The sequence below is a fragment of the Limimaricola sp. AA108-03 genome, from assembly GCF_050847355.1.
Lineage (GTDB): Bacteria > Pseudomonadota > Alphaproteobacteria > Rhodobacterales > Rhodobacteraceae > Limimaricola.
In genome coordinates this window covers 207,502-224,902 of sequence record NZ_CP193756.1, presented here as the reverse complement: position 1 = coordinate 224,902, position 17,401 = coordinate 207,502, and the positions used below count along the sequence as shown (strand labels likewise).

The window sequence follows — 17,401 nt, the reverse complement described above, 5'->3', positions numbered from 1 at the left end:
CTGACGGCGGAGCATGAGGAGGTCAGATGGCCCACCAGCGTTCGACGACCTTCCAGCCGTCGAGGAAGCGGTTCGAGGCGAGGTCGCCATGCGCGATGCGGTCGTTTTTGCCATCGATGTAGTTGGCGAACATCGGGATGATCGAGCCGCCGTCATCGCGGCACAGCGCCTGCATCTCGTGATACATTTCGGCGCGCAGCCCGTCGTCGAGCTCGGCCCGGGCGGCAACCAGCAGTTCGTTGAAGCGCGGGTTGCTCCAGCGGCTCTCGTTCCATTCGGCGCCATCCGCATAGACGAGACTGAACATCCAGTCCTCGGTCGGGCGTCCGTTCCAGTAGCTCATGGCGAAGGGGTCCTTGAGCCAGACGTTCGACCAGTAGCCATCGGCGGGCTTGCGGTCGACATTGACACGGATGCCCGCGCGGCTCGCGGATTCCTGTAACAGCACCGCCGCATCTACCGCACCCGCGAAGGCCGCGTCCGAAGTCGACAGCGAGACGTCGAGGCTGTCGAGACCGGCCTGCTTGAGGTGGTATTTCGCGCGGTCGGGGTCATAGGCGCGCTGTTCGAGATCGCTCGCGTGGAACCGGTTGCCCGGCGCGATCGGGTGATCGTTGCCAAGCGATCCATGACCCTTGAGCACCTTGTCGAGCATCTCCTGCCGGTCGATCGCGTGCTTGAGCGCGAGACGCACGTTCACGTCGTCGAAAGGCGCGGCGTCGCAATGCATCGGAAAGGGGTAATGCGCGGTGCCCGTGACCTCGACCAACGACAGACCGGGACGGCGGCTCAGCAGGTGCACGGTCTTGGGCGGCACGCCGTTGATGATGTCGACCTCGCCGGTCACCAGCGCGTTTTGCCGCGCGGTGGGGTCGTTGATCGTCAGCAGTGTCACCTCGTCGAACCAGGCGCGGTCGTCCTTCCAGTATTCGTCGCGCCGCTTGAGGCGAATGCGCACGCCGGGCTCGTGCTCTTCGAGCGTGTAGCCGCCGGTGCCGATCGCGGCTTGCCAGTCGATCCGGCCATTGCCGTCATCAGGCATGATGACGAAGTGGTAGTCGGCTGCGACGAAGGGGAAGTCGGCATTGCCGGCGGTCAGCTCGAACACCACCACGCGGTCGCCATCGGCGCGGATCTCGGCGACCTGCTCGAGCAGCCCCTTAGCGCCCGACTTAGTGTCCTCGCCGCGATGGTGGTTGAATGAGGCGATCACGTCGGCGGCGGTGAGCTTGCGACCATCGGAGAAGGCCACGTCGCGCAGCTTGAAGGTCCAGACCCGCGCCTCGGCATCGGGTTCGAAGCTCTCGGCCAGCTCGGGCGCCGCGCGTCCTTCGGCGTCGATCTCGACGAGGTTGTTGCACACCCCGCCGAGCATCGCGGTGACCACCGGTCCCGCAGCATAGGTCGCGGGGTCGATGGTGTCCGAGGTGGCACCGCCGGAATGGCCGATGCGGATCGCGCCGCCGCGCTTCGGCCCGGCCTGCGCGCGCAGCGCGGTGGGTCCGAGGGCGAGAGCGGCGGTGCCGGTGGCCAGAAAGCCGCGGCGGCTGAGATCGGTGAATGTCATGCAAGTCTCCCTGAAATCGGCCGCGCGCAAAGCCGCGTGCGGCATGTGATGGGGTGGGGGGTCACCAGCGCTTCTTCAGCTTGAGCTTCTCGCGCACTTGCGCGGGCGCCATGAGGTTGACGTTCATCGCCGAAAGCATTGTCGCCGCGCGTTCCACCAGATCGCCGTTCGAGGCCGCAACGCCGCGCTCCAGCCAGATGTTGTCCTCGAGCCCCACGCGAACATTGCCGCCCGACAGCACCGCCTGCGCGGCATAGGGCAGCTGCATCCGGCCGATCGAGAACATCGAGTAGACCCAGCCTTCGGGCATGTTGTTAGTCAGCGCGGTGAGCGAATTGAGATCGTTGGGCGCGCCGAAGGGAATGCCCAGGCACAGTTGCACCAGGACCGGATCATCGATCAGCCCCTCGTCCACCAGCGTCTTGGCGAGCCACAGATGCCCAAGATCGAACACCTCGATTTCGGGCTTCACCCCCGCCGTCTGGATCCGCTGCGCCATGGCACGCAGCGTGCCGGGCGTGTTGGTCATCACGTAATCAGCCTCGGCGAAGTTCATCGTGCCGCAGTCGAGCGTGCAGATTTCGGGCAAGAGTTCCTCGACATGCACCAGCCGCTCGGTGGCGCCGATCAGGTCGGTGCCGGCTGCGTCGAGCGGCAGCGGCGCCTCGGGGGAGCCAAGCACGATGTCGCCGCCCATGCCGGCGGTGAGGTTGAGGATCACGTCGGTGCCGCTGTCGCGGACCCGCGCCACCACCTCGCGGTAGAGCGCCGGATCGCGCGACGGCGCGCCGGTCTCAGGGTCGCGGACATGGACATGGGCGATCGCCGCGCCGGCGCCCGCCGCCTGGACGCAGGCGGCGGCGATCTCCTTCGGCGTCACCGGCACCTTGTCGCTCTTGAGGTGACTCTGCCCCGAGCCCGTTACGGCACAGGTAATGAATGCGTCCCAGTTCACGGTCGCGCCTCCGATCGGCTTGGATTGGTCGATTGAGGAGAAGCTAGCCGCGGCCCATCGATCCCGCATTGCCATTTCTGCCGTTTATATTGCACAAAATGACAACCATGGCGTTCCGGATCGTCTTTCTGCCCTTCGACGGCTTTTCCAACATGGTGCTGGCCAGCGCCATCGAACCGCTGCGCGCGGCATGTGATCTCTCTGGCCAGCCCCTGTTCAATTGGTGCGTGGCGACGCCGGGCGGCGAAGCGGTCAGCAGCTCCTCCGGGCTACAGTTGGCCGCCGAGATCGAATTGTCGGAAATCGGCCAATGCGATGCACTCGTGCTGATAGCCGGCTATGGGGCTCGGGAAGCCGCGGCCCGTCCCGAATTGCTGCCCGCGATCCGTGCTGCAGCGCGACGGTCCCGGACGGTGACGGGCCTCGACATGGGGGCATGGATCATGGCGGCGGCAGGATTGCTCGAGGGCTACCGCGCTACGGTGCATTGGCATGAGATGGAGGCGTTCGCGGAAGAGTTTGCCGGCGTCGAAGCGGTGGCCGAAAGCTACGTAACCGACGGTGACCGCCAGAGCGCAGGCAGCGCGACTTCAGCGATGGAGCTGGCACTCGAGGCGATCCGCCGGCTCGGGGGGGATGCTCTGGCATACGACGTGCGTACGCTTTTCGTACACGACGATATCGAGCGCCGTCGCGCCGAGAGCGGCGCGCTATCCCCGCAGCTGGGTCGTGCCGTGCGCTTCATGCTCGATGCAATCGAGGAGCCGCGCAGCCTGGTCGAAGTCGCGGCTCATGCGGCGGTTTCACTGCGCACGCTCGACCGGCTCTGCCGGCGTGAACTGGGCACCTCAGCGGGCGTGTATTACCGCGCTCTGCGTCTGACGCGGGCACAGAACCTCTTGACCGAGACCGGCTTGCCCTTGCGCGAGATTGCGCTGCGCTGCGGCTTTGCTTCGGCCTCGACATTATCTCGCGCCTACAGCCAGCAGTTCGGTCGGTCTCTTTCCGCCACCCGCCGCATGGGCGCGTGAGGGGCAGTAGGATCCGCAAGAAGCCGGGTCGGTACAAATCGTCGCGAGAGCAAGCCAATCAGACCAATTTGCAGACCAACATCGGGATAGTGCATCGAACTGGAACCGTAGCGGGGGATCCTGTTCATGCTTTCCATATTCCTTCTGTCCATTGCCGGCCTTCTTGCCGGAGTCGTCAATGCCATTGCGGGGGGCGGCACGTTGCTGAGCTTTCCGGTCCTCATCTGGCTGGGTGTCCCGCCGGTCATGGCCAACGCCACCGCCACGCTGACGGCGCTACCCGGTTATATGGGTAGCGGCTGGGCCTATCGGCAGGACATCCGTGCCGAGGGGAGCCTTTCGCTGCGCCGGATCATCGCGCTTGCCGCCATCGGCGGACTAGCCGGGGCCGGTCTGCTGCTGATCACGCCGGGCGACGCCTTCGTGGGCATCGTGCCTTGGCTGCTGCTGACCGCCACACTGCTGTTCGTCCTTGGCCCACGTTTGCTCGAGCATGTGCAAAAGCGTGGTCACGGCGTCACCGGCCCGCGGCTCTCGGCCTTGGCAATAGGTGTTGTGGCGGCCTATGGGGGGTATTTCAACGGCGGGCTCGGAATCATGCTGCTGGCGGTGTTCGCCCTGATCGGCTTCCGCGACCTGCACGGCATGAACGGTTTGAAGAACCTGCTTTCGGCCGTGCTGGCGCTGGTTTCGACAGCGAGCTACGCCGCCGCCGGCCTGATCGCCTGGGAGCCCGCCCTGGTCCTGGCGCTGGCGACGACGCTGGGCGGATATGTCGGTGCGCGACAGGCGCGGCGGATCAGGCGCACCGAACTCCTGAGGGCCGTCATCGTTGCAGTGGGCGCGGTGCTGACCCTAGTGTTCTTCTTCCTTTGAGTCTCGTTCGCTCAGCGGGTCGAATAGGTGCCACCCGACAGCAAGATCTCATCCAACGGCACGTCCCAAGGCATCGGGAAGATGGTTGGCAGCAAACATCCCTCAAACCCCACCCCGATGCTGCGCGGGCGCGGCGCCATCTCGCCCAAGCTGCGGTCGTAATAGCCACCGCCATTGCCGAGCCGGTGATTTGCCCTGTCCGCGCCCGCTAGCGGCGCGACGATGATGTCGGGCCGGCTGATCGCGCCCTTGGCTGGCACGGGTATGTTCCAGATCCCGCGCGTCATCTGGCAGCCCGGCATCCAGGCGTGGAAGGCAAGGGGGGCCCGCGCCTCGACCACGACCGGGAGCGAGATCCGCGCGCCGGCGGCATGGGCCCTATGCATCCAAGGACGCAGGTCTGGTTCGCCCCGGATCGGCCAGTAGACGGCAATGTCCACGTCGCGTTCGATCCCGATGATCCGATCGAGCCCTTCGATGAGCGCCTCGGTCGCGTGCGCGCGCTCATCCGGAGTCAATCCGCGTGCCGCGATGAGCCGCTGACGCTCGGCCCGTCGGAAACGGGCCACGTCCTTGGCGGTCTGTAGATCGACCGGGTGCCCGCCGACCAGATGGTGCGCGAAACAAGGTTCGGAGCCGCCTACGTCGTCCTCATGCATTCGGGTTGCTCCCTCGGCCCGGGGCTGGCGAGCACAACCTAGCGTGGCCCCGAGCCGACGGAAAGCGGAGCCGGATGGCGAGGCAGTGACGCGGGATCGCGTCGCGCAGTCACGCGGGATCGGGTCGCGCAGTCACGCGGCCGATCGCTCCTCGCTGCCACGCAGCAGGAGGCGGATGATGTCGGACCGCGTGAGGATGCCGACGAGCCGCCCGTCGCAGGTCACGGGGACCACCTCATTCCCCTGCACCGCCAACCGGTCGAGAAGCGCACCGACCGGCAGGTCATGCGGAACGGTCCGGTCGGCGGGCCGCATCACCTCGGCCACCTTGTGCCGCGGTCTGAGTCGCATCGGGCCGTTCCGCCCCTCCAGCTCGCCGAGCAGATCGGACTGCAGCACGATGCCGCGTGGTCTCATCTCCACGTCGACCACCGGGAGGCTCTTGATGGCGCGGGTGCGAAACAGGCGGGCCGCCTCGCGCAGCGGCGTGTCGGGCCGGACGGTGATGAGATCGGCCGTCATCACGTCCGCGCAGGTCGTGCCGTCGAAGCGGTGCCGGGCGGCCTCGGCCTCGGCTGCCGCGAGCAGCCGACCGAGATCGGCCACGCCCAAGTTGGGCGTCTGGTTGAAGTGGTCGAGCAGCTGCTCGAGCTGGTGGTTCGTCAGCCCCAGCCGCAGCGAGGCGTCTTCCGCCTCGACCGTCTTTGGCTGCCGGAACGGGTAGACCCGTCCGGTGGCGCGGTTGTAGGCGGCGCCGGCGAGAACGAGCCCGGCGGTCAAGAGCCCGACCGGCAGCACCGCGAAGGCCGGGCCGCCCTCGATGGCGGGCGCGGGATCCAGCGCGGTCAGAAGCGCGACCGCCCCGCCGGGCGGATGCAGGGCCCGGATCGCCATCATCGCCACGATCGCCGCGCCGACGCTCATCCCGGCGGACCACGGCGCGGGCAAAATCCAGATCATCACCAGCGCGACGCAGGCCGACACCATGTTGCCGGCGATCGCGGACCAGGGCTGGGCCAATGGCGAGTTCGGCACGCAGAACACTAGAACCGCCGTCGCGCCGAGGGGTGCCACGAGATGCAGAGACGTCAGGCCGAAGCCGGACCCGATCCCGACCAGCAGGCTGCACAGGCCGATCCCGACCAGCGCGCCGATCCCGGACCGGAGCTGCTCGAGGCCGTGGAATGGCGGAAGGGCCGGGTGAAGGTGGTGCCAGACGCGCATTCGCTCGTTCTCCCAGTCAGCCGTGTGCCTAGTAAACAGGCAGCCGACACCATTCCCTGCCTCGAAACCGGGCGGAATTAAAACGGTCACGGCGAGAAAAGAAAATCGTTCCCTCGGCACGGTCGGTCCCGGAACAACGTCTCGGCACACCGGCAAAGCGAAAAACTCTCGCTGCCGGATCCCATCCGTGACACGAGCGGCGGCCGTCCAGTCCGTGCCTGACGGTCGCCGCCGTAGGATCGATACGGGCTGTGCGCCGTTTGGCTAGGGCATTGACAGACCCAGCAGGTCGGTTACCGTCGCGGCATGGTCACGCATGAGAACCACTTCCGGTTTCTGCTTCTGAACCGCCCGGAACCCCGGGCGGCGCGCGTCTAGGCGCGATTTCGACCGCCCGGGGCTTTCTCGCATCCTTGCCAGAAATGGCGGTCCTGCCGCTTCGGGAGATCATCCATGTCCATTGCCAATGTCGTGCGGCTGCCCCGGCGCCGCGATCTTCGTGCCGTGTTCGAACGCTGCGCCTTCGAAACCGGGTTTCTTCTCACGGTCGGGGACCGGGCCGGGATCGAGGGTCTGCTGCGGCGCCACGACACCCGTCATTCCCCCGATCCCGTGCTTCTGAACCAGCTGCTGCGTTACAAACTGCGCATCTCCCGCGGCGCGCGGGAACCGGTATCGCCCGAGTTCGTGGTGGCCGGATGCCGCGTCACCTACAGGATCGCCGACGAGGAGCCGCACGCGGGCCTGCTGTCCATGTGCCCGGCTCCCCGTCCGGGGCATGTCCTCGTCGCCTCGCTGCTTGGCGCCACCCTGATTGGGATGCGGCACCTGCAAGCAGCGCCGCTTCTGCACAACGACGGGCGGATCGACACCGTCGTCGTGCTCGACACGATGCCGCCACCCGATACTGACGCGGCCTGATCAATCCCCGACAGTACAGTCCATCTTGGCGTTGATGATGTGACCGCCCCCCGACGGCATCGGTGTGCCAAGGTGGGTTTGCAACAATCCACATTGGAGGGCGGTCATGTCGGACGTTACCACAATCGGTCTGGATCTGGCGAAGAACGTGTTTCAGGTGCATGGAGCTGATGGCTCCGACCGTGCGGTCATTCGCAAGAAACTGCGTAGAGATCAGGTCCTTGCTTATTTCAGCCAAGTGCCACCGTGTATTGTCGCCATGGAAGCCTGTGGCGGCGCTCACTTTTGGGGCCGTGAGATCGGCAAACTGGGCCACGATGTGCGGCTGATCCCGCCGGCTTATGTGAAACCCTTCGTCAAACGGCAGAAGAACGATGCGGCTGACGCCGAGGCGATCTGCGAAGCCGCGCAGCGACCGTCGATGCGCTCCGTGCCGGTGAAGAGCGAAGAGACCCAAGGCGCGGCCATGATCTTCCGCGTCCGGGAGCTTCTGATCCGGCAGCGCACCCAAGCGATCAACGCCCTGCGGGGCCACCTCACCGAATTCTGGGGCTGTGGTGCCGCAAGGGGCCGCCAACGCCGCGCGCCTGGTGGCGCTTGTGGAGGACCGGGACAGTGGCTTGCCGGACGATGCACGACGCACCTTGGAAGTTCTGGTCGGAACGCTGGCCCAGCTCGACGCCCAGATCGGAAAGCTCGACGCAGAGATTGCCCGCCGCGCCAAGGAGAGCGATGTCGCGCGACGGCTGATGACGGTCCCGGGCATTGGCCCGTTGATTGCCACGGCGATCGCAGTTCTGGCGCCCCCGCCGGAGACGTTCCGAAGAGGTCGGGATTTCGCGGCGTGGCTCGGCCTGGTGCCGCGGCAACATTCGACGGGCGGCAAGCAGCGACTTGGTGCCACCACGAAGATGGGGGAGCGATCCTTGCGACGCCTGCTGATCATCGGTGCCAATAGCGTCGTCATCAAACGACACGTTCACAAGGAGGCGCAGCCGGGTACCTGGCTGGGCGGCCTGCTGTCGCGCAAGTCGCCGATATTGGTGCGGGTGGCGTTGGCAAACAAGATGGCACGGATCGTCTGGGCCCTGATGGCTCGAGGTGGCGTCTACAGGTCTCCAGTCGCGATGGCGTAAGCCAGCGTCGGCCGCGAGGGCGTCGGAGCGAAAGAGGGCAAGGAGCGGTATGGCGCAACGGTCGTGAGACGGGATCGGGAAAACCAGTCTGCAACAGAGTGCCTTCGAGCACGCGGCGTTGATTTGGACCGGACCTGCGCACACCATACGGGCCGGCGGCATGTAGGGCCGCATCAGAGGCCGGACACATGTCAGCACCCGACGACGCGCCAGGATCAGCTCTAAAAACACCTCTTGCGCTTGGGGCGGTTACACATGTTGCAGAACTCAGGCGTGAGCCGCAGGTGCCCCTTTCCTCAGGGAGGTCATGTCACGCGAACGATCTCGGCGGTGCCGAGAGCTGAGAAGCGGTTCATAAGGGCGATGCGGATGTGGACTTCGGCGGTCTGGCGGTCGGGGTCTCTTGCGGCGATGCGCTCTCCGAATGCCTTGAGGCAGCGCATCTTGGCTTCGACGCGGCTGCGGAGATGGTAGCCGGTCCATCGTTTCCAGAAGGCTCGGCCAAAGTGCCGTGTCGCCCGGAGGATGTCGTTGCGGGCCGCAGCGGCCGGTCCATCTTCTTTCCAAGGTCGTCCATTCTTGCGGATCGGGATGATCGCCGTGGCCTGGCGTTCGATGATCGCGGTGTGGCAACGACGCGTGTCGTAGGCACCATCAGCGGTCACGCTGCCGATCGGCTCATCGTCGGGGATCTGGTCGAGCAGGTCCGGCAGGACCGGGCTGTCGCCGTCGCGGCTGGGGGTGAACTCCACGGCGCGGATGTCGGAGGTGGCCGGGTCCATGGCCAGATGGATCTTCCGCCACTGGCGCCGGCCCTGCGCCCCATGCTTGCGGGCCTGCCATTCGCCATCGCCGAGGAACTTGATGCCGGTGCTGTCCACCAGCAGGTTCAGCGGGCCACCGGCCCGGCGATACGGGATCTGGACGGCCAAAGTCTTCTGCCTGCGGCACAGCGTCGAGTAATCCGGCACCGGCCAGTCCAGCCCCGCCATCCGCAACAGACTGGCCACCATCCCTGCCGTCTGCCTCAGCGGCAGCTTGAACAGGACCTTGATCGAGAGACAGAATTGTATCGCACCTTCGGAGAAGACCGGGGGACGACCCGGCCGTCCCTCATGCGGTGCAAGCCACGTCATCTCCTGGTCCAGCCAGATCAGCAGGGAGCCACGCTTCCGCAGCGCAGCGTTGTAGGCGGACCAGTTGGTCGTGCGATAGCGGGCAGGTAGAGGCTTCGTCATGCCACCCACCTAAGCGGCTGCTTCGTTGTGTGAACCGGCAGGCGGGGAGTTCTGCAACATGTGTAACCGCCCCAAGCGCAAGAGGTATATTCAGAGCTGATCTTGGCGCGTCGTCGGGTGCTGACATGTGTCCGGCCTCTGATGCGGCCATACATGCCGCAGGCCCGTATGGTGTGCGCAGGTCGGATCCAAATCAACGCCGCGTGCTCGAAGGCACTCTGTTGCACACTGGTTTTCCCGATCCCGTCTCACGACCGTTGCGCCATACAACTCCTTGCCCTCTTTCGCTCCGACGCGCTCGCGGCCGACGCTGGCTTACGCCATCGCGACCGGAGACCTGTAGACGCCGCCTCGAGCCATCAAGGCCCAGACGATCCGCGCCATCTTGTTGGCCAGCGCCACCCGCACCAACATCGGCGGCTTGCGCGACAGCAGGCCGCCCAGCCAGGTGCCCGGCTGCGCCTCCTTGTGGACGTGTCGTTTGATGACGACGCTATTGGCACCGATGATGAGAAGACGTCGCAAGGACCGCTCCCCCATCTTCGTGGTGGCACCCAGACGCTGCTTGCCGCCCGTCGAATGCTGTCGCGGCACCAAGCCGAGCCAGGCGGCAAAGTCCCGACCCCTTCGGAACGTCTCTGGCGGGGGCGCCAGAACCGCAATCGCCGTGGCGATCAGCGGGCCAATGCCCGGGACCGTCATCAGCCGTCGCGCGACGTCGTTCTCCTTGGCGCGGCGGGCAATCTCTGCGTCGAGCTTCCCGATCTGAGCGTCGAGCTGGGCCAGCGTTCCGACCAGAACTTCCAAGGTGCCTCGTGCATCGTCCGGCAAGCCACTGTCCCGGTCCTCCACAAGCGCCACCAGGCGCGCGGCGTTGGCGGCCCCTTGTGACACCACAGCCCCGAACTCGGCTAAGTGGCCCCGCAGGGCGTTGATCGCTTGGGTGCGCTGCCGGATCAGAAGCTCCCGGACGCGGAAGACCATGGCCGCACCCTGGGTCGCTTCACTCTTCACCGGCACAAAACGCATCGACGGGCGCTGCGCCGCCTCGCAGATCGCCTCGGCATCGGCCGCATCGTTCTTTTGGCGTTTGACAAAGGGCTTCACATACGCTGGCGGGATCAGCCGCACCTCGTGGCCCAGCCTACCGATTTCACGGCCCCAGAAATGGGCACCGCCACAGGCTTCCATGGCGACGAGGCACGGTGGCACTTGGCTGAAAAAGGACAGAACCTGATCCCGGCGCAGCTTCTTGCGAATGACCGCGTTGCCGGAGCCATCAGCTCCATGCACCTGAAACACGTTCTTCGCCAGATCCAGACCGATTGTGGTAACGTCCGACATGACCGCCCTCCAATGTGGATTGTTGCAAACCCACCTTGGCACATCGATGCCGTCGGGGGGCGGTCACATCATCAACGCCCTGCGCATCGGCCCTTCCTTCGTTTCAATCGAGCCATGCCGGCAGACCGGCTGGGGCGCGTCCGTTCAGCGCCGTCTCCACGCATTCGGAAAGGCTGCCGAAGCGCACGCCGCGGCCCGACAACCCCGGCGCGTAGTGGGCGTATTTGCCTGAATTGGTCATCAGCACCCGCGCCGTCGGCGGAAACACCGGCTCGACGATCGAACACCAGCAGATGTCGGGGACGACCCGAACACCCGCCGTCTCGAGCGTCGACAACGTGCCGCATTCCTTGATCGCCTCAAACGTGCCGGGACCCACGGTGACGACGGTCGCGGTCGTCTCAAGGCAGCGCCGCCCATCGAGCAGCTTCGCCACCCGCCGGCATTCGGTGGCCGAGAAATGAGGGCTGCCGAAGGCGACCAGATCGACCGTCTCTTCGGCCGCGTTGAACTGGTGCCAGACCTGCGCGAGTTCCTTGGCGCCGACCTGGAGCCGATCCGCCTCCGGCGCGACATGGGACGCCTCGGGCGTGTGCCCGGCGACGTGCAGCATCGGTGCGGCCGAGCTGGTGCCGAAGGCCGCGCAGAGCGCCTTCAGGTCGTCCTCGTTCGGCCGCGCATGTTCCAGCCCGGTGAGCAGCGGGATCCGGTCCGGCGACAGTTTGCCGGCGAGATAGCCGAGCATCGGCCAGAGCGCCTCGTCATGGTCCGGGGGCAGATCGACCGCGATGACGCGGCGCGCGACGCGTTCCGCGTCGAGATAGACGCCGGACAGCGGCGCGCGGCCGGTCATGGCGATGCACAGGTCGAGAAAATCGGGATGCTTGACGCTGCGCGCGCCGATCACGCTGTTGGCATAGATCACCGCGTTCGACTCGGCCCAGGCGATGAACTCTCCCCGCGCCGGCCGGTCGTCGAGCTGATAGGGCGCGCAGGTGAAACTCGGCTGCGCGCCCATCGCCACATAGGCGTCGGCCAGCCGGGCCGCCGGGCCGCCGAAATCGGGCGCCACGCCCTGGCTTTGCCAATTGCCCCGATCCACCGAGATGGCGTTCATGGTCGTGGGCAGGCGCACCTTCGCCCCCTGTTCCAGCATCGCCTCGGCGAAGCGCAGATTGGCGGGGCTGGCATAGATGCAGCCGTCGATATGGGCACGGCTCACCCCGACGAGGCTGCGCGCGCCCTGCACGAGGGCCATGGTGCAGACCGTTTCCATCGCGAATTGCATGGCCGGGCCTTCGCTACCCTGCAGCATCGCGCGGTCGGTCTCCTCCATCTCCAGCCCGTCGGGCGCGACCGGATCGAGCCGCAGGCGCAGATCCCCCGCTCGGAGTTGGGTTTCCTCGATCCCGACCCGGCCTTGTCGCGACAGCGCGTCATATCCCACCGCATCGAGCCGCAGCACCGGTAGGGACTGGCCGAACATGCGCGAGGCGATCAACGCGCCCAGCGTCAGAATGTCCTCGGAATCCCGAAACACGAGCGCGGCGGGCGCATGGCCGTTCAACGCCAGCTCCAACAGCACGCCGCTGCCGGTGCACGAGCCCCGGCTCGTCGGCATCATCACCACCCGGCCCGCGAGGCTTTCGCCGTGCTGGGGGTGATGTGTATCGATGATCCGGCCGCTGGCCGGGTCCACCCCGCCCCAGAAGCTCAACCCTTCCGACAGCACGAGCACCGGAGCCTCGGCCCGGCCCGCGACGATGCAGAGCGTCATGATGCCTCCTCCCGGATCACGTGACGACGAAGCCATGCGTTCGCCGATGAAGATGGTATTGTACCCGGTCAGCCGCGCTCAGCCCGCGATGGCGGCCGGCCGGCCAGCTCGGTCCGAGCCTCGATTCGCCCCCGGAACAGCGAGCCGATGATGCTTTCAAAAGGGCGCCTGCTGGAGGACCCGCGACGAGGCGAGCGGCAGCACGTCGCTGAAGGCGAAGGCCCCGGCATTGCCCGCGCTCGCGCCCGCCGAACGCCCCCCCGGTCGATCACACGGACCTTCAGCCCGCGCGCTTGGGCAGCGAGAGCAATCGACAGGCCCACGACCCCGGCACCGATGAGGACGATTATCCCGTTCCATCAGCGCACGTTCGACAGGAACTCGCGGGTTTCGGGCCGCTCGGGCGCGCCGAAGATCTGGTCGGGCGCGCCGATCTCGGCCATGACGCCTTTGTGAAAGAACGCGACGCGATGCGAGACGTCGCGCGCGAAGTTCATCTCGTGAGTCACGCAGATCATCGTCATGCCCTCCTCGGCCAGCAGCTTGAGCGTATCGAGCACCTCGCCGACCAGCTGCGGATCGAGCGCGGAGGTCACCTCGTCGAACAGGATGTAGTCGGGCGACATCGCCAGCGCGCGCGCGATCGCCATGCGCTGCTGCTGTCCGCCCGACAGGCGACCGGGATAGACCTTGAGCTTGTCACCAAGCCCGACATGGCCGAGCTGGCGCGCCGCGATTTCCTCGGCCTCGCCACGCGACTTGCCCAACACCTTGCGCAGCGCCAGGGTCACGTTCTCCAGCACCGTGAGATGCGGAAAGGCGTTGAACTGCTGAAACACGATGCCGATCTTGCGGCGCAGCCGGTTCAGATCGGTCGAGGCGGCATGCACCTCGGTACCGTCGACGACGATCCGGCCCGTGTTGATCGGCTCCAGCCCGTTGATGCAGGTCAGCAAGGTCGACTTGCCGGAGCCGGATCCGCCGATCACGGAGACGACCTCGCCTTTCTCGACGGTCAGGTCGATGCCCTTGAGCACCTCCAGGGCGCCGAAGGATTTATGCACGTTTTCGATTTCAATCATTCTCTTGCCACCGTCTTTCGAGATGGGCGCCGAAGCGGGCGATGGGAAAGCTCAGCGCGAAATAGATCGCGCCGGCGACGAGCAGGATGAACATCGGCTCCTGCAACCGCGTCACCAGGATCTGCGAGGCGCGCAGCAACTCGATCAGACCCAGCCAGAGTATCAGGGCGCTGTCCTTCATCACCCCCAGCGTCAGGCCGATCCAGCTCGGCAGGCCGACGCGCAACGCCATGGGAAAGACGATCTGCGTCATGTCCTGCCCCCATGTCATGCCCAGCGAGCGAGCCGCGCGGCGGGTCACCTTGGGCACCGCCTCGATCGCGCCGCGCACGATCTCGGTGCAATAGGCCGATGTATAGAGCGCCAGCACGATGCAAGACGTGACGAAGGGCGAAATCTGGAACCCGGCGATGGCCTGCAGCGCGTTGGCGAGAATGAGTTGGATCAGCAGCGGCACCGAGCGGAAGATGTCGAGCACGAAGATGAGCGGCAAGGTGATCCATGGCCTGACCTGGCTGCGGATCACGCCGAACAGAAGGCCCAGAACCGTGCCCCCCGTCACCGCGAATGCCGTGACCGCGAGCGTGACCCCCGCCCCTTTCAGCATGAACCAGACGTCGTTGAGAGTGAGGCTGGTGTCGAACATGTTCTCCCCTCCCCGTCAGTAACGGAACATGCGCCATGCGGCGAGCCGCGACGCCAGCATCACCGCCTTGGCGATGACGTAATAGATCACCGCCGCGAGAGCGAAGAACTCGAAGGTGCGGAAGCTGCGCGCGTTGAGGTCCTGCGTGACGCCGGCGAGGTCGGTGTTCATCCCTACCGTGACACCGAGCGATGTCATCAGGATTGCCCAGACCGTCTGGTTCATTGTCGGCAGGAAGGAGATGCGCAGCATCTGCGGCATGACGATCAGCCGAAACGCCTGGGCCTGTCCCATGCCGAGCGAGCGTCCGGCCCGGATCTGCGTGTCCGGGATCGCGCGCAGCGCACCGCGGAAGGTCTCGGACAGATAGCCGGCATTGTTGAACGCGATACCGGCGAGCAGCGCGGCAAACGGGCTCAGATAGATCCCGAAGGAGCCGAGTCCGAAATGCGCCATGTAGATTTGGAACAGCGCCGGCGTGTTGCGGGCTACCTCGACCCAGGCCGTGGCCGGCGCGCGCAGCCAGCGTGAGGCGGAATTGCGCGCCACCGCAAGGATCACGGCGAACGTCATGCCGATGAGCATCGACAGGACCGCAATCTGCAGTGTGACCAGCGCCCCGTCGAGCATCTCTGGCAAGGCGCGGAAGGCCTGCCGCCACTGAAAGGTATAGTTGAACATCGGGCTCTCCGCTCGAAACGGTCAACGGATCGGGGGCACTCGAAGGGCGTCCCCGATCCGGCTCAGCGATAGACCTTTTCGATTACCAGGTCGGGCGCCGTGTCGTTGACCCATTTTTCATAGAGTTCCGCATAGCGGCCCGTGCGAACCTGCTGGTTCACGAAGAGATCGAGATAGTTGAGAAGGCCGTATTCATTACGCAGCGTGATCAGGCCAACATAATCGACATCATAGGGCGCCTCCCCGGCGATCGTCAGCCCCTCGAACTTGCCACTTTCAATAATCGAGGACGCCACGGTCGAGGTGACAATGGTGGCATCGATCTGGCCTTGCGACAGGGCTAGGAACACATCGGCCTGGCTCTGATACGGCCGGAAGCTGCCTTCCCCCCATTCCTCGACATCGGCCTCGAGGGCGATCGCCTCGTAGGTGCCGGCCACCGATCCCACTGTGCGCCCTTCGAGCGCGTCGAAATCCGAGATGCCCGCATCCTCGCGGGTGAGAACGACGTTGGTGAACGCGAAATAGGGGATGCTGAAGCCCACCGTCTTGGCGCGTTCGAGCGTATCGGAGGTCGAGGCTACGCCGATATCGGCGCGGCCGGATACCAAGGCCGGGATGCGGTCGGGGAACGGCGTTTCCACGATTTCCGCCTCGACACCAAGCGCCGCCGCGAGATCATTGCAGTAGTCGACGTCGAAACCGACCGGCTCGTTATTGGCGTCGCGCGAGCCCATCGGCGGGAAGTCCAGCACGACGGCGCAGCGCAGCGTGCCCGATGAGATGATGTCATCGAGCTTGTCCGCTTGAACCGGGCCGGCAACCAGAGCCGCGGCCAGAAGGCCTGCGGGAAAACGGTAGAATGTCATTTGATGCTCTCTGCTGGTGGGTAGGTGCCCGTCTGTTGGCGACGAGTCTGGATACAGATAATTACAGATACCAATACAAGTAAAATACAATATTTATACATGTAGCAAATTTTTTGTCGACATTTTCGGGGGGGCTTGATGATGATGGGTTGGGTAGCCCCTCCTGACGGCACTTGCGCCACGATGATCCGGATCGGATCAGGAGTGTTGAGCTATGATGAAGGACGTATCAATCATCGGCGTCGACTTGGCCAAGCAGGTGTTCCAGCTCCACGGAGCGACCACCGACGGCGAAGTCGTCTTTTGAGAGAAGCTGTCGCGCGATCAGTTCGTGGCATTCATGGAGGCACATCCTCCTTGCCGCGTCGCGATGGAGGCGTGCGCCACGGCTCACCACTGGGCCCGCACTTTGATGGGTTTCGGCCATGAGGTGCGGGTGACCTTCCGGCTCCCATGCGCCAGATGGCGCGACTTTGTCTGGACCAGATCGCCGACTTGTCTCGGCGCATCGAGGAGATCGACGCTCAGATATCGGTGGCCAGTCGGCGATTGCGTTTTTCCACACGCATGCAGAGGATGCCCGGTGTTGGTCCCGTGACCGCCATGGCCCTGGCTGCCTTCGCGCCACCGATGGAGAACTTCCGGCGGGGCCGTGACTTTTCGGCTTGGCTCGGGCTCGTGCCACGGCAGCATTCGAGTGGTGGCAAGCAAAGGCTCGGGCGCACGAGCAAATCCGGTCAGCGAGATATCCGGCACTTGCTGATCATCGGTGCGATGGCGGTGATTTCAGGGTGCAAAGTCCGGCCGCCCGCAGAGAACTCCTGGCTGGGGCGCATTCTGGCTCGCAAGCCGAGAATGCTGGCGGCTATTGCACTGGCAAACAAGATGGCTCGAATGCTATGGGCCATGATCGCAAGAAATGAAGAGTTTCGGGGAGGACCGCTTCTGGCGCACGGACCCCTGTCAGGGGCCATCTCCTCGAAAGCAGCGGGAGAAGCTGAAGCTGCATGAAATCGATCGACAGATCGGGGTTGGGTCAATCAGTGTCACATGGAGAGCTTCGAGCTCGGTTTGATGTTTTGAGCCTGACCCGCGGATCCCATACCGGCCATGAGGGCAAAGCGCCCCGCGAAAAGGCCTGACACATGGACGCATTCGACCGTATGATTGCAGCAGTAGTTTGATGAGCCCGCAAAACCGGGGCTACCCGCACATGTGAGGTCGCGCAGGCCTCCATTGCCACGACGCAGGGCGCGATCTGCGACATGAGCGATAGGAAGCGAGCGCGCGACCCGCTTCTTCGTGACAGCTCGGCCCGCACGGTCCGCAGCGTGCAGTTGGAAGTCGTTCTTGGCCGGATCGACCCCGCGCAAGCACGTCACCTGCGCGGGGAGT

At 65.4% G+C, this 17,401-nt stretch carries 14 protein-coding genes and 3 pseudogenes; 5 read left to right on the top strand and 12 right to left on the bottom strand.

The genetic code is table 11. From position 1 onward, the window contains the following. Window positions 1-22: 22 nt before the first annotated feature. Together ACRAQ3_RS16765 and ACRAQ3_RS16760 are read right to left on the bottom strand one after the other, a co-directional pair. Window positions 23-1,567: an ABC transporter substrate-binding protein gene (locus ACRAQ3_RS16765; RefSeq protein WP_370162690.1), complete on the bottom strand. Its 1,545-nt coding sequence runs from the start codon at window positions 1,565-1,567 to the stop codon at window positions 23-25. A gap of 61 nt (window positions 1,568-1,628) precedes the next feature. Beyond that, a complete protein-coding gene (locus tag ACRAQ3_RS16760) occupies window positions 1,629-2,522 on the bottom strand; it encodes a 3-keto-5-aminohexanoate cleavage protein (protein WP_370162691.1) in 894 nt (297 codons plus the stop codon). A 68-nt stretch (window positions 2,523-2,590) separates the two neighbouring features. Between ACRAQ3_RS16760 and ACRAQ3_RS16755 the strand changes: the two genes are divergently transcribed. Beyond that, the gene (locus ACRAQ3_RS16755; RefSeq protein WP_432256363.1) at window positions 2,591-3,553 is read left to right on the top strand and encodes a GlxA family transcriptional regulator; all 963 of its coding nucleotides are present in this window, start codon (window positions 2,591-2,593) and stop codon (window positions 3,551-3,553) included. A 126-nt stretch (window positions 3,554-3,679) separates the two neighbouring features. Continuing rightward, window positions 3,680-4,429 carry a sulfite exporter TauE/SafE family protein gene (locus tag ACRAQ3_RS16750; RefSeq protein ID WP_370162693.1) on the top strand — a complete coding sequence of 250 codons (750 nt, stop codon included), beginning with the start codon at window positions 3,680-3,682 and terminating at the stop codon, window positions 4,427-4,429. An 11-nt stretch (window positions 4,430-4,440) separates the two neighbouring features. On the opposite strand, the gene ACRAQ3_RS16745 is transcribed toward ACRAQ3_RS16750, so the two are convergent. Beyond that, window positions 4,441-5,088, bottom strand: a complete 648-nt coding sequence (locus tag ACRAQ3_RS16745; protein ID WP_432256362.1) for a 5-formyltetrahydrofolate cyclo-ligase — start codon at window positions 5,086-5,088, stop codon at window positions 4,441-4,443. Window positions 5,089-5,220: 132 nt separating this feature from the next. Further along, the gene (locus ACRAQ3_RS16740; protein ID WP_432256361.1) at window positions 5,221-6,312 is read right to left on the bottom strand and encodes an HPP family protein; all 1,092 of its coding nucleotides are present in this window, start codon (window positions 6,310-6,312) and stop codon (window positions 5,221-5,223) included. A gap of 453 nt (window positions 6,313-6,765) precedes the next feature. Here ACRAQ3_RS16740 and ACRAQ3_RS16735 point away from each other — a divergent pair, with 453 nt between their 5' ends. Beyond that, window positions 6,766-7,233, top strand: coding sequence for a hypothetical protein (locus ACRAQ3_RS16735; RefSeq protein WP_432256360.1), 468 nt, complete (start codon window positions 6,766-6,768; stop codon window positions 7,231-7,233). A 106-nt stretch (window positions 7,234-7,339) separates the two neighbouring features. Next, a pseudogene (locus ACRAQ3_RS16730) lies at window positions 7,340-8,369 on the top strand (IS110 family transposase). 305 nt (window positions 8,370-8,674) lie between these two features. Here the strand turns inward: ACRAQ3_RS16730 and ACRAQ3_RS16725 are convergent. The 8 genes and pseudogenes from ACRAQ3_RS16725 to ACRAQ3_RS16690 all read right to left on the bottom strand — a co-directional run bounded on the left by ACRAQ3_RS16725 (window position 8,675) and on the right by ACRAQ3_RS16690 (window position 16,006). Then, window positions 8,675-9,607, bottom strand: coding sequence for an IS5 family transposase (locus tag ACRAQ3_RS16725; RefSeq protein WP_432256359.1), 933 nt, complete (start codon window positions 9,605-9,607; stop codon window positions 8,675-8,677). Between the two features lie 315 nt (window positions 9,608-9,922). Further along, the gene (locus ACRAQ3_RS16720) at window positions 9,923-10,951 is read right to left on the bottom strand and encodes an IS110 family transposase (protein ID WP_432255594.1); all 1,029 of its coding nucleotides are present in this window, start codon (window positions 10,949-10,951) and stop codon (window positions 9,923-9,925) included. Window positions 10,952-11,054: 103 nt separating this feature from the next. After that, entirely contained in the window at window positions 11,055-12,728 is a 1,674-nt protein-coding gene (locus ACRAQ3_RS16715) for an aconitase X (protein WP_432256358.1), read from the bottom strand. Window positions 12,729-12,890: 162 nt separating this feature from the next. Further along, window positions 12,891-13,078 (bottom strand): annotated as a pseudogene (locus ACRAQ3_RS16710) (FAD-dependent oxidoreductase); the annotation flags it as partial. A 9-nt stretch (window positions 13,079-13,087) separates the two neighbouring features. Next, window positions 13,088-13,810, bottom strand: a complete 723-nt coding sequence (locus ACRAQ3_RS16705) for an amino acid ABC transporter ATP-binding protein (RefSeq protein ID WP_099275757.1) — start codon at window positions 13,808-13,810, stop codon at window positions 13,088-13,090. Then, a complete protein-coding gene (locus ACRAQ3_RS16700) occupies window positions 13,803-14,456 on the bottom strand; it encodes an amino acid ABC transporter permease (protein ID WP_099275759.1) in 654 nt (217 codons plus the stop codon). The genes ACRAQ3_RS16705 and ACRAQ3_RS16700 overlap by 8 nt, the downstream gene beginning before the upstream one ends. 15 nt (window positions 14,457-14,471) lie before the next feature. Beyond that, window positions 14,472-15,137: an amino acid ABC transporter permease gene (locus ACRAQ3_RS16695; protein WP_099275761.1), complete on the bottom strand. Its 666-nt coding sequence runs from the start codon at window positions 15,135-15,137 to the stop codon at window positions 14,472-14,474. Between the two features lie 62 nt (window positions 15,138-15,199). Beyond that, entirely contained in the window at window positions 15,200-16,006 is an 807-nt protein-coding gene (locus ACRAQ3_RS16690) for a transporter substrate-binding domain-containing protein (RefSeq protein WP_432256357.1), read from the bottom strand. Between the two features lie 217 nt (window positions 16,007-16,223). On the opposite strand from ACRAQ3_RS16690, the pseudogene ACRAQ3_RS16685 reads away from it, so the two are divergent. Further along, window positions 16,224-17,017, top strand: a pseudogene (locus ACRAQ3_RS16685) (IS110 family transposase). Window positions 17,018-17,401 lie beyond the last annotated feature (384 nt).

Coding starts and splice junctions, on each gene's coding strand:
- ACRAQ3_RS16765 (WP_370162690.1), bottom strand. CDS start 1,567: ATGACATTCACCGATCTCAGCCGCCGCGGCTTTCTGGCCACCGGCACC.
- ACRAQ3_RS16750 (WP_370162693.1), top strand. CDS start 3,680: ATGCTTTCCATATTCCTTCTGTCCATTGCCGGCCTTCTTGCCGGAGTC.
- ACRAQ3_RS16745 (WP_432256362.1), bottom strand. CDS start 5,088: ATGCATGAGGACGACGTAGGCGGCTCCGAACCTTGTTTCGCGCACCAT.
- ACRAQ3_RS16740 (WP_432256361.1), bottom strand. CDS start 6,312: ATGCGCGTCTGGCACCACCTTCACCCGGCCCTTCCGCCATTCCACGGC.
- ACRAQ3_RS16735 (WP_432256360.1), top strand. CDS start 6,766: ATGTCCATTGCCAATGTCGTGCGGCTGCCCCGGCGCCGCGATCTTCGT.
- ACRAQ3_RS16725 (WP_432256359.1), bottom strand. CDS start 9,607: ATGACGAAGCCTCTACCTGCCCGCTATCGCACGACCAACTGGTCCGCC.
- ACRAQ3_RS16720 (WP_432255594.1), bottom strand. CDS start 10,951: ATGTCGGACGTTACCACAATCGGTCTGGATCTGGCGAAGAACGTGTTT.
- ACRAQ3_RS16715 (WP_432256358.1), bottom strand. CDS start 12,728: ATGACGCTCTGCATCGTCGCGGGCCGGGCCGAGGCTCCGGTGCTCGTG.
- ACRAQ3_RS16705 (WP_099275757.1), bottom strand. CDS start 13,810: ATGATTGAAATCGAAAACGTGCATAAATCCTTCGGCGCCCTGGAGGTG.
- ACRAQ3_RS16700 (WP_099275759.1), bottom strand. CDS start 14,456: ATGTTCGACACCAGCCTCACTCTCAACGACGTCTGGTTCATGCTGAAA.
- ACRAQ3_RS16695 (WP_099275761.1), bottom strand. CDS start 15,137: ATGTTCAACTATACCTTTCAGTGGCGGCAGGCCTTCCGCGCCTTGCCA.
- ACRAQ3_RS16690 (WP_432256357.1), bottom strand. CDS start 16,006: ATGACATTCTACCGTTTTCCCGCAGGCCTTCTGGCCGCGGCTCTGGTT.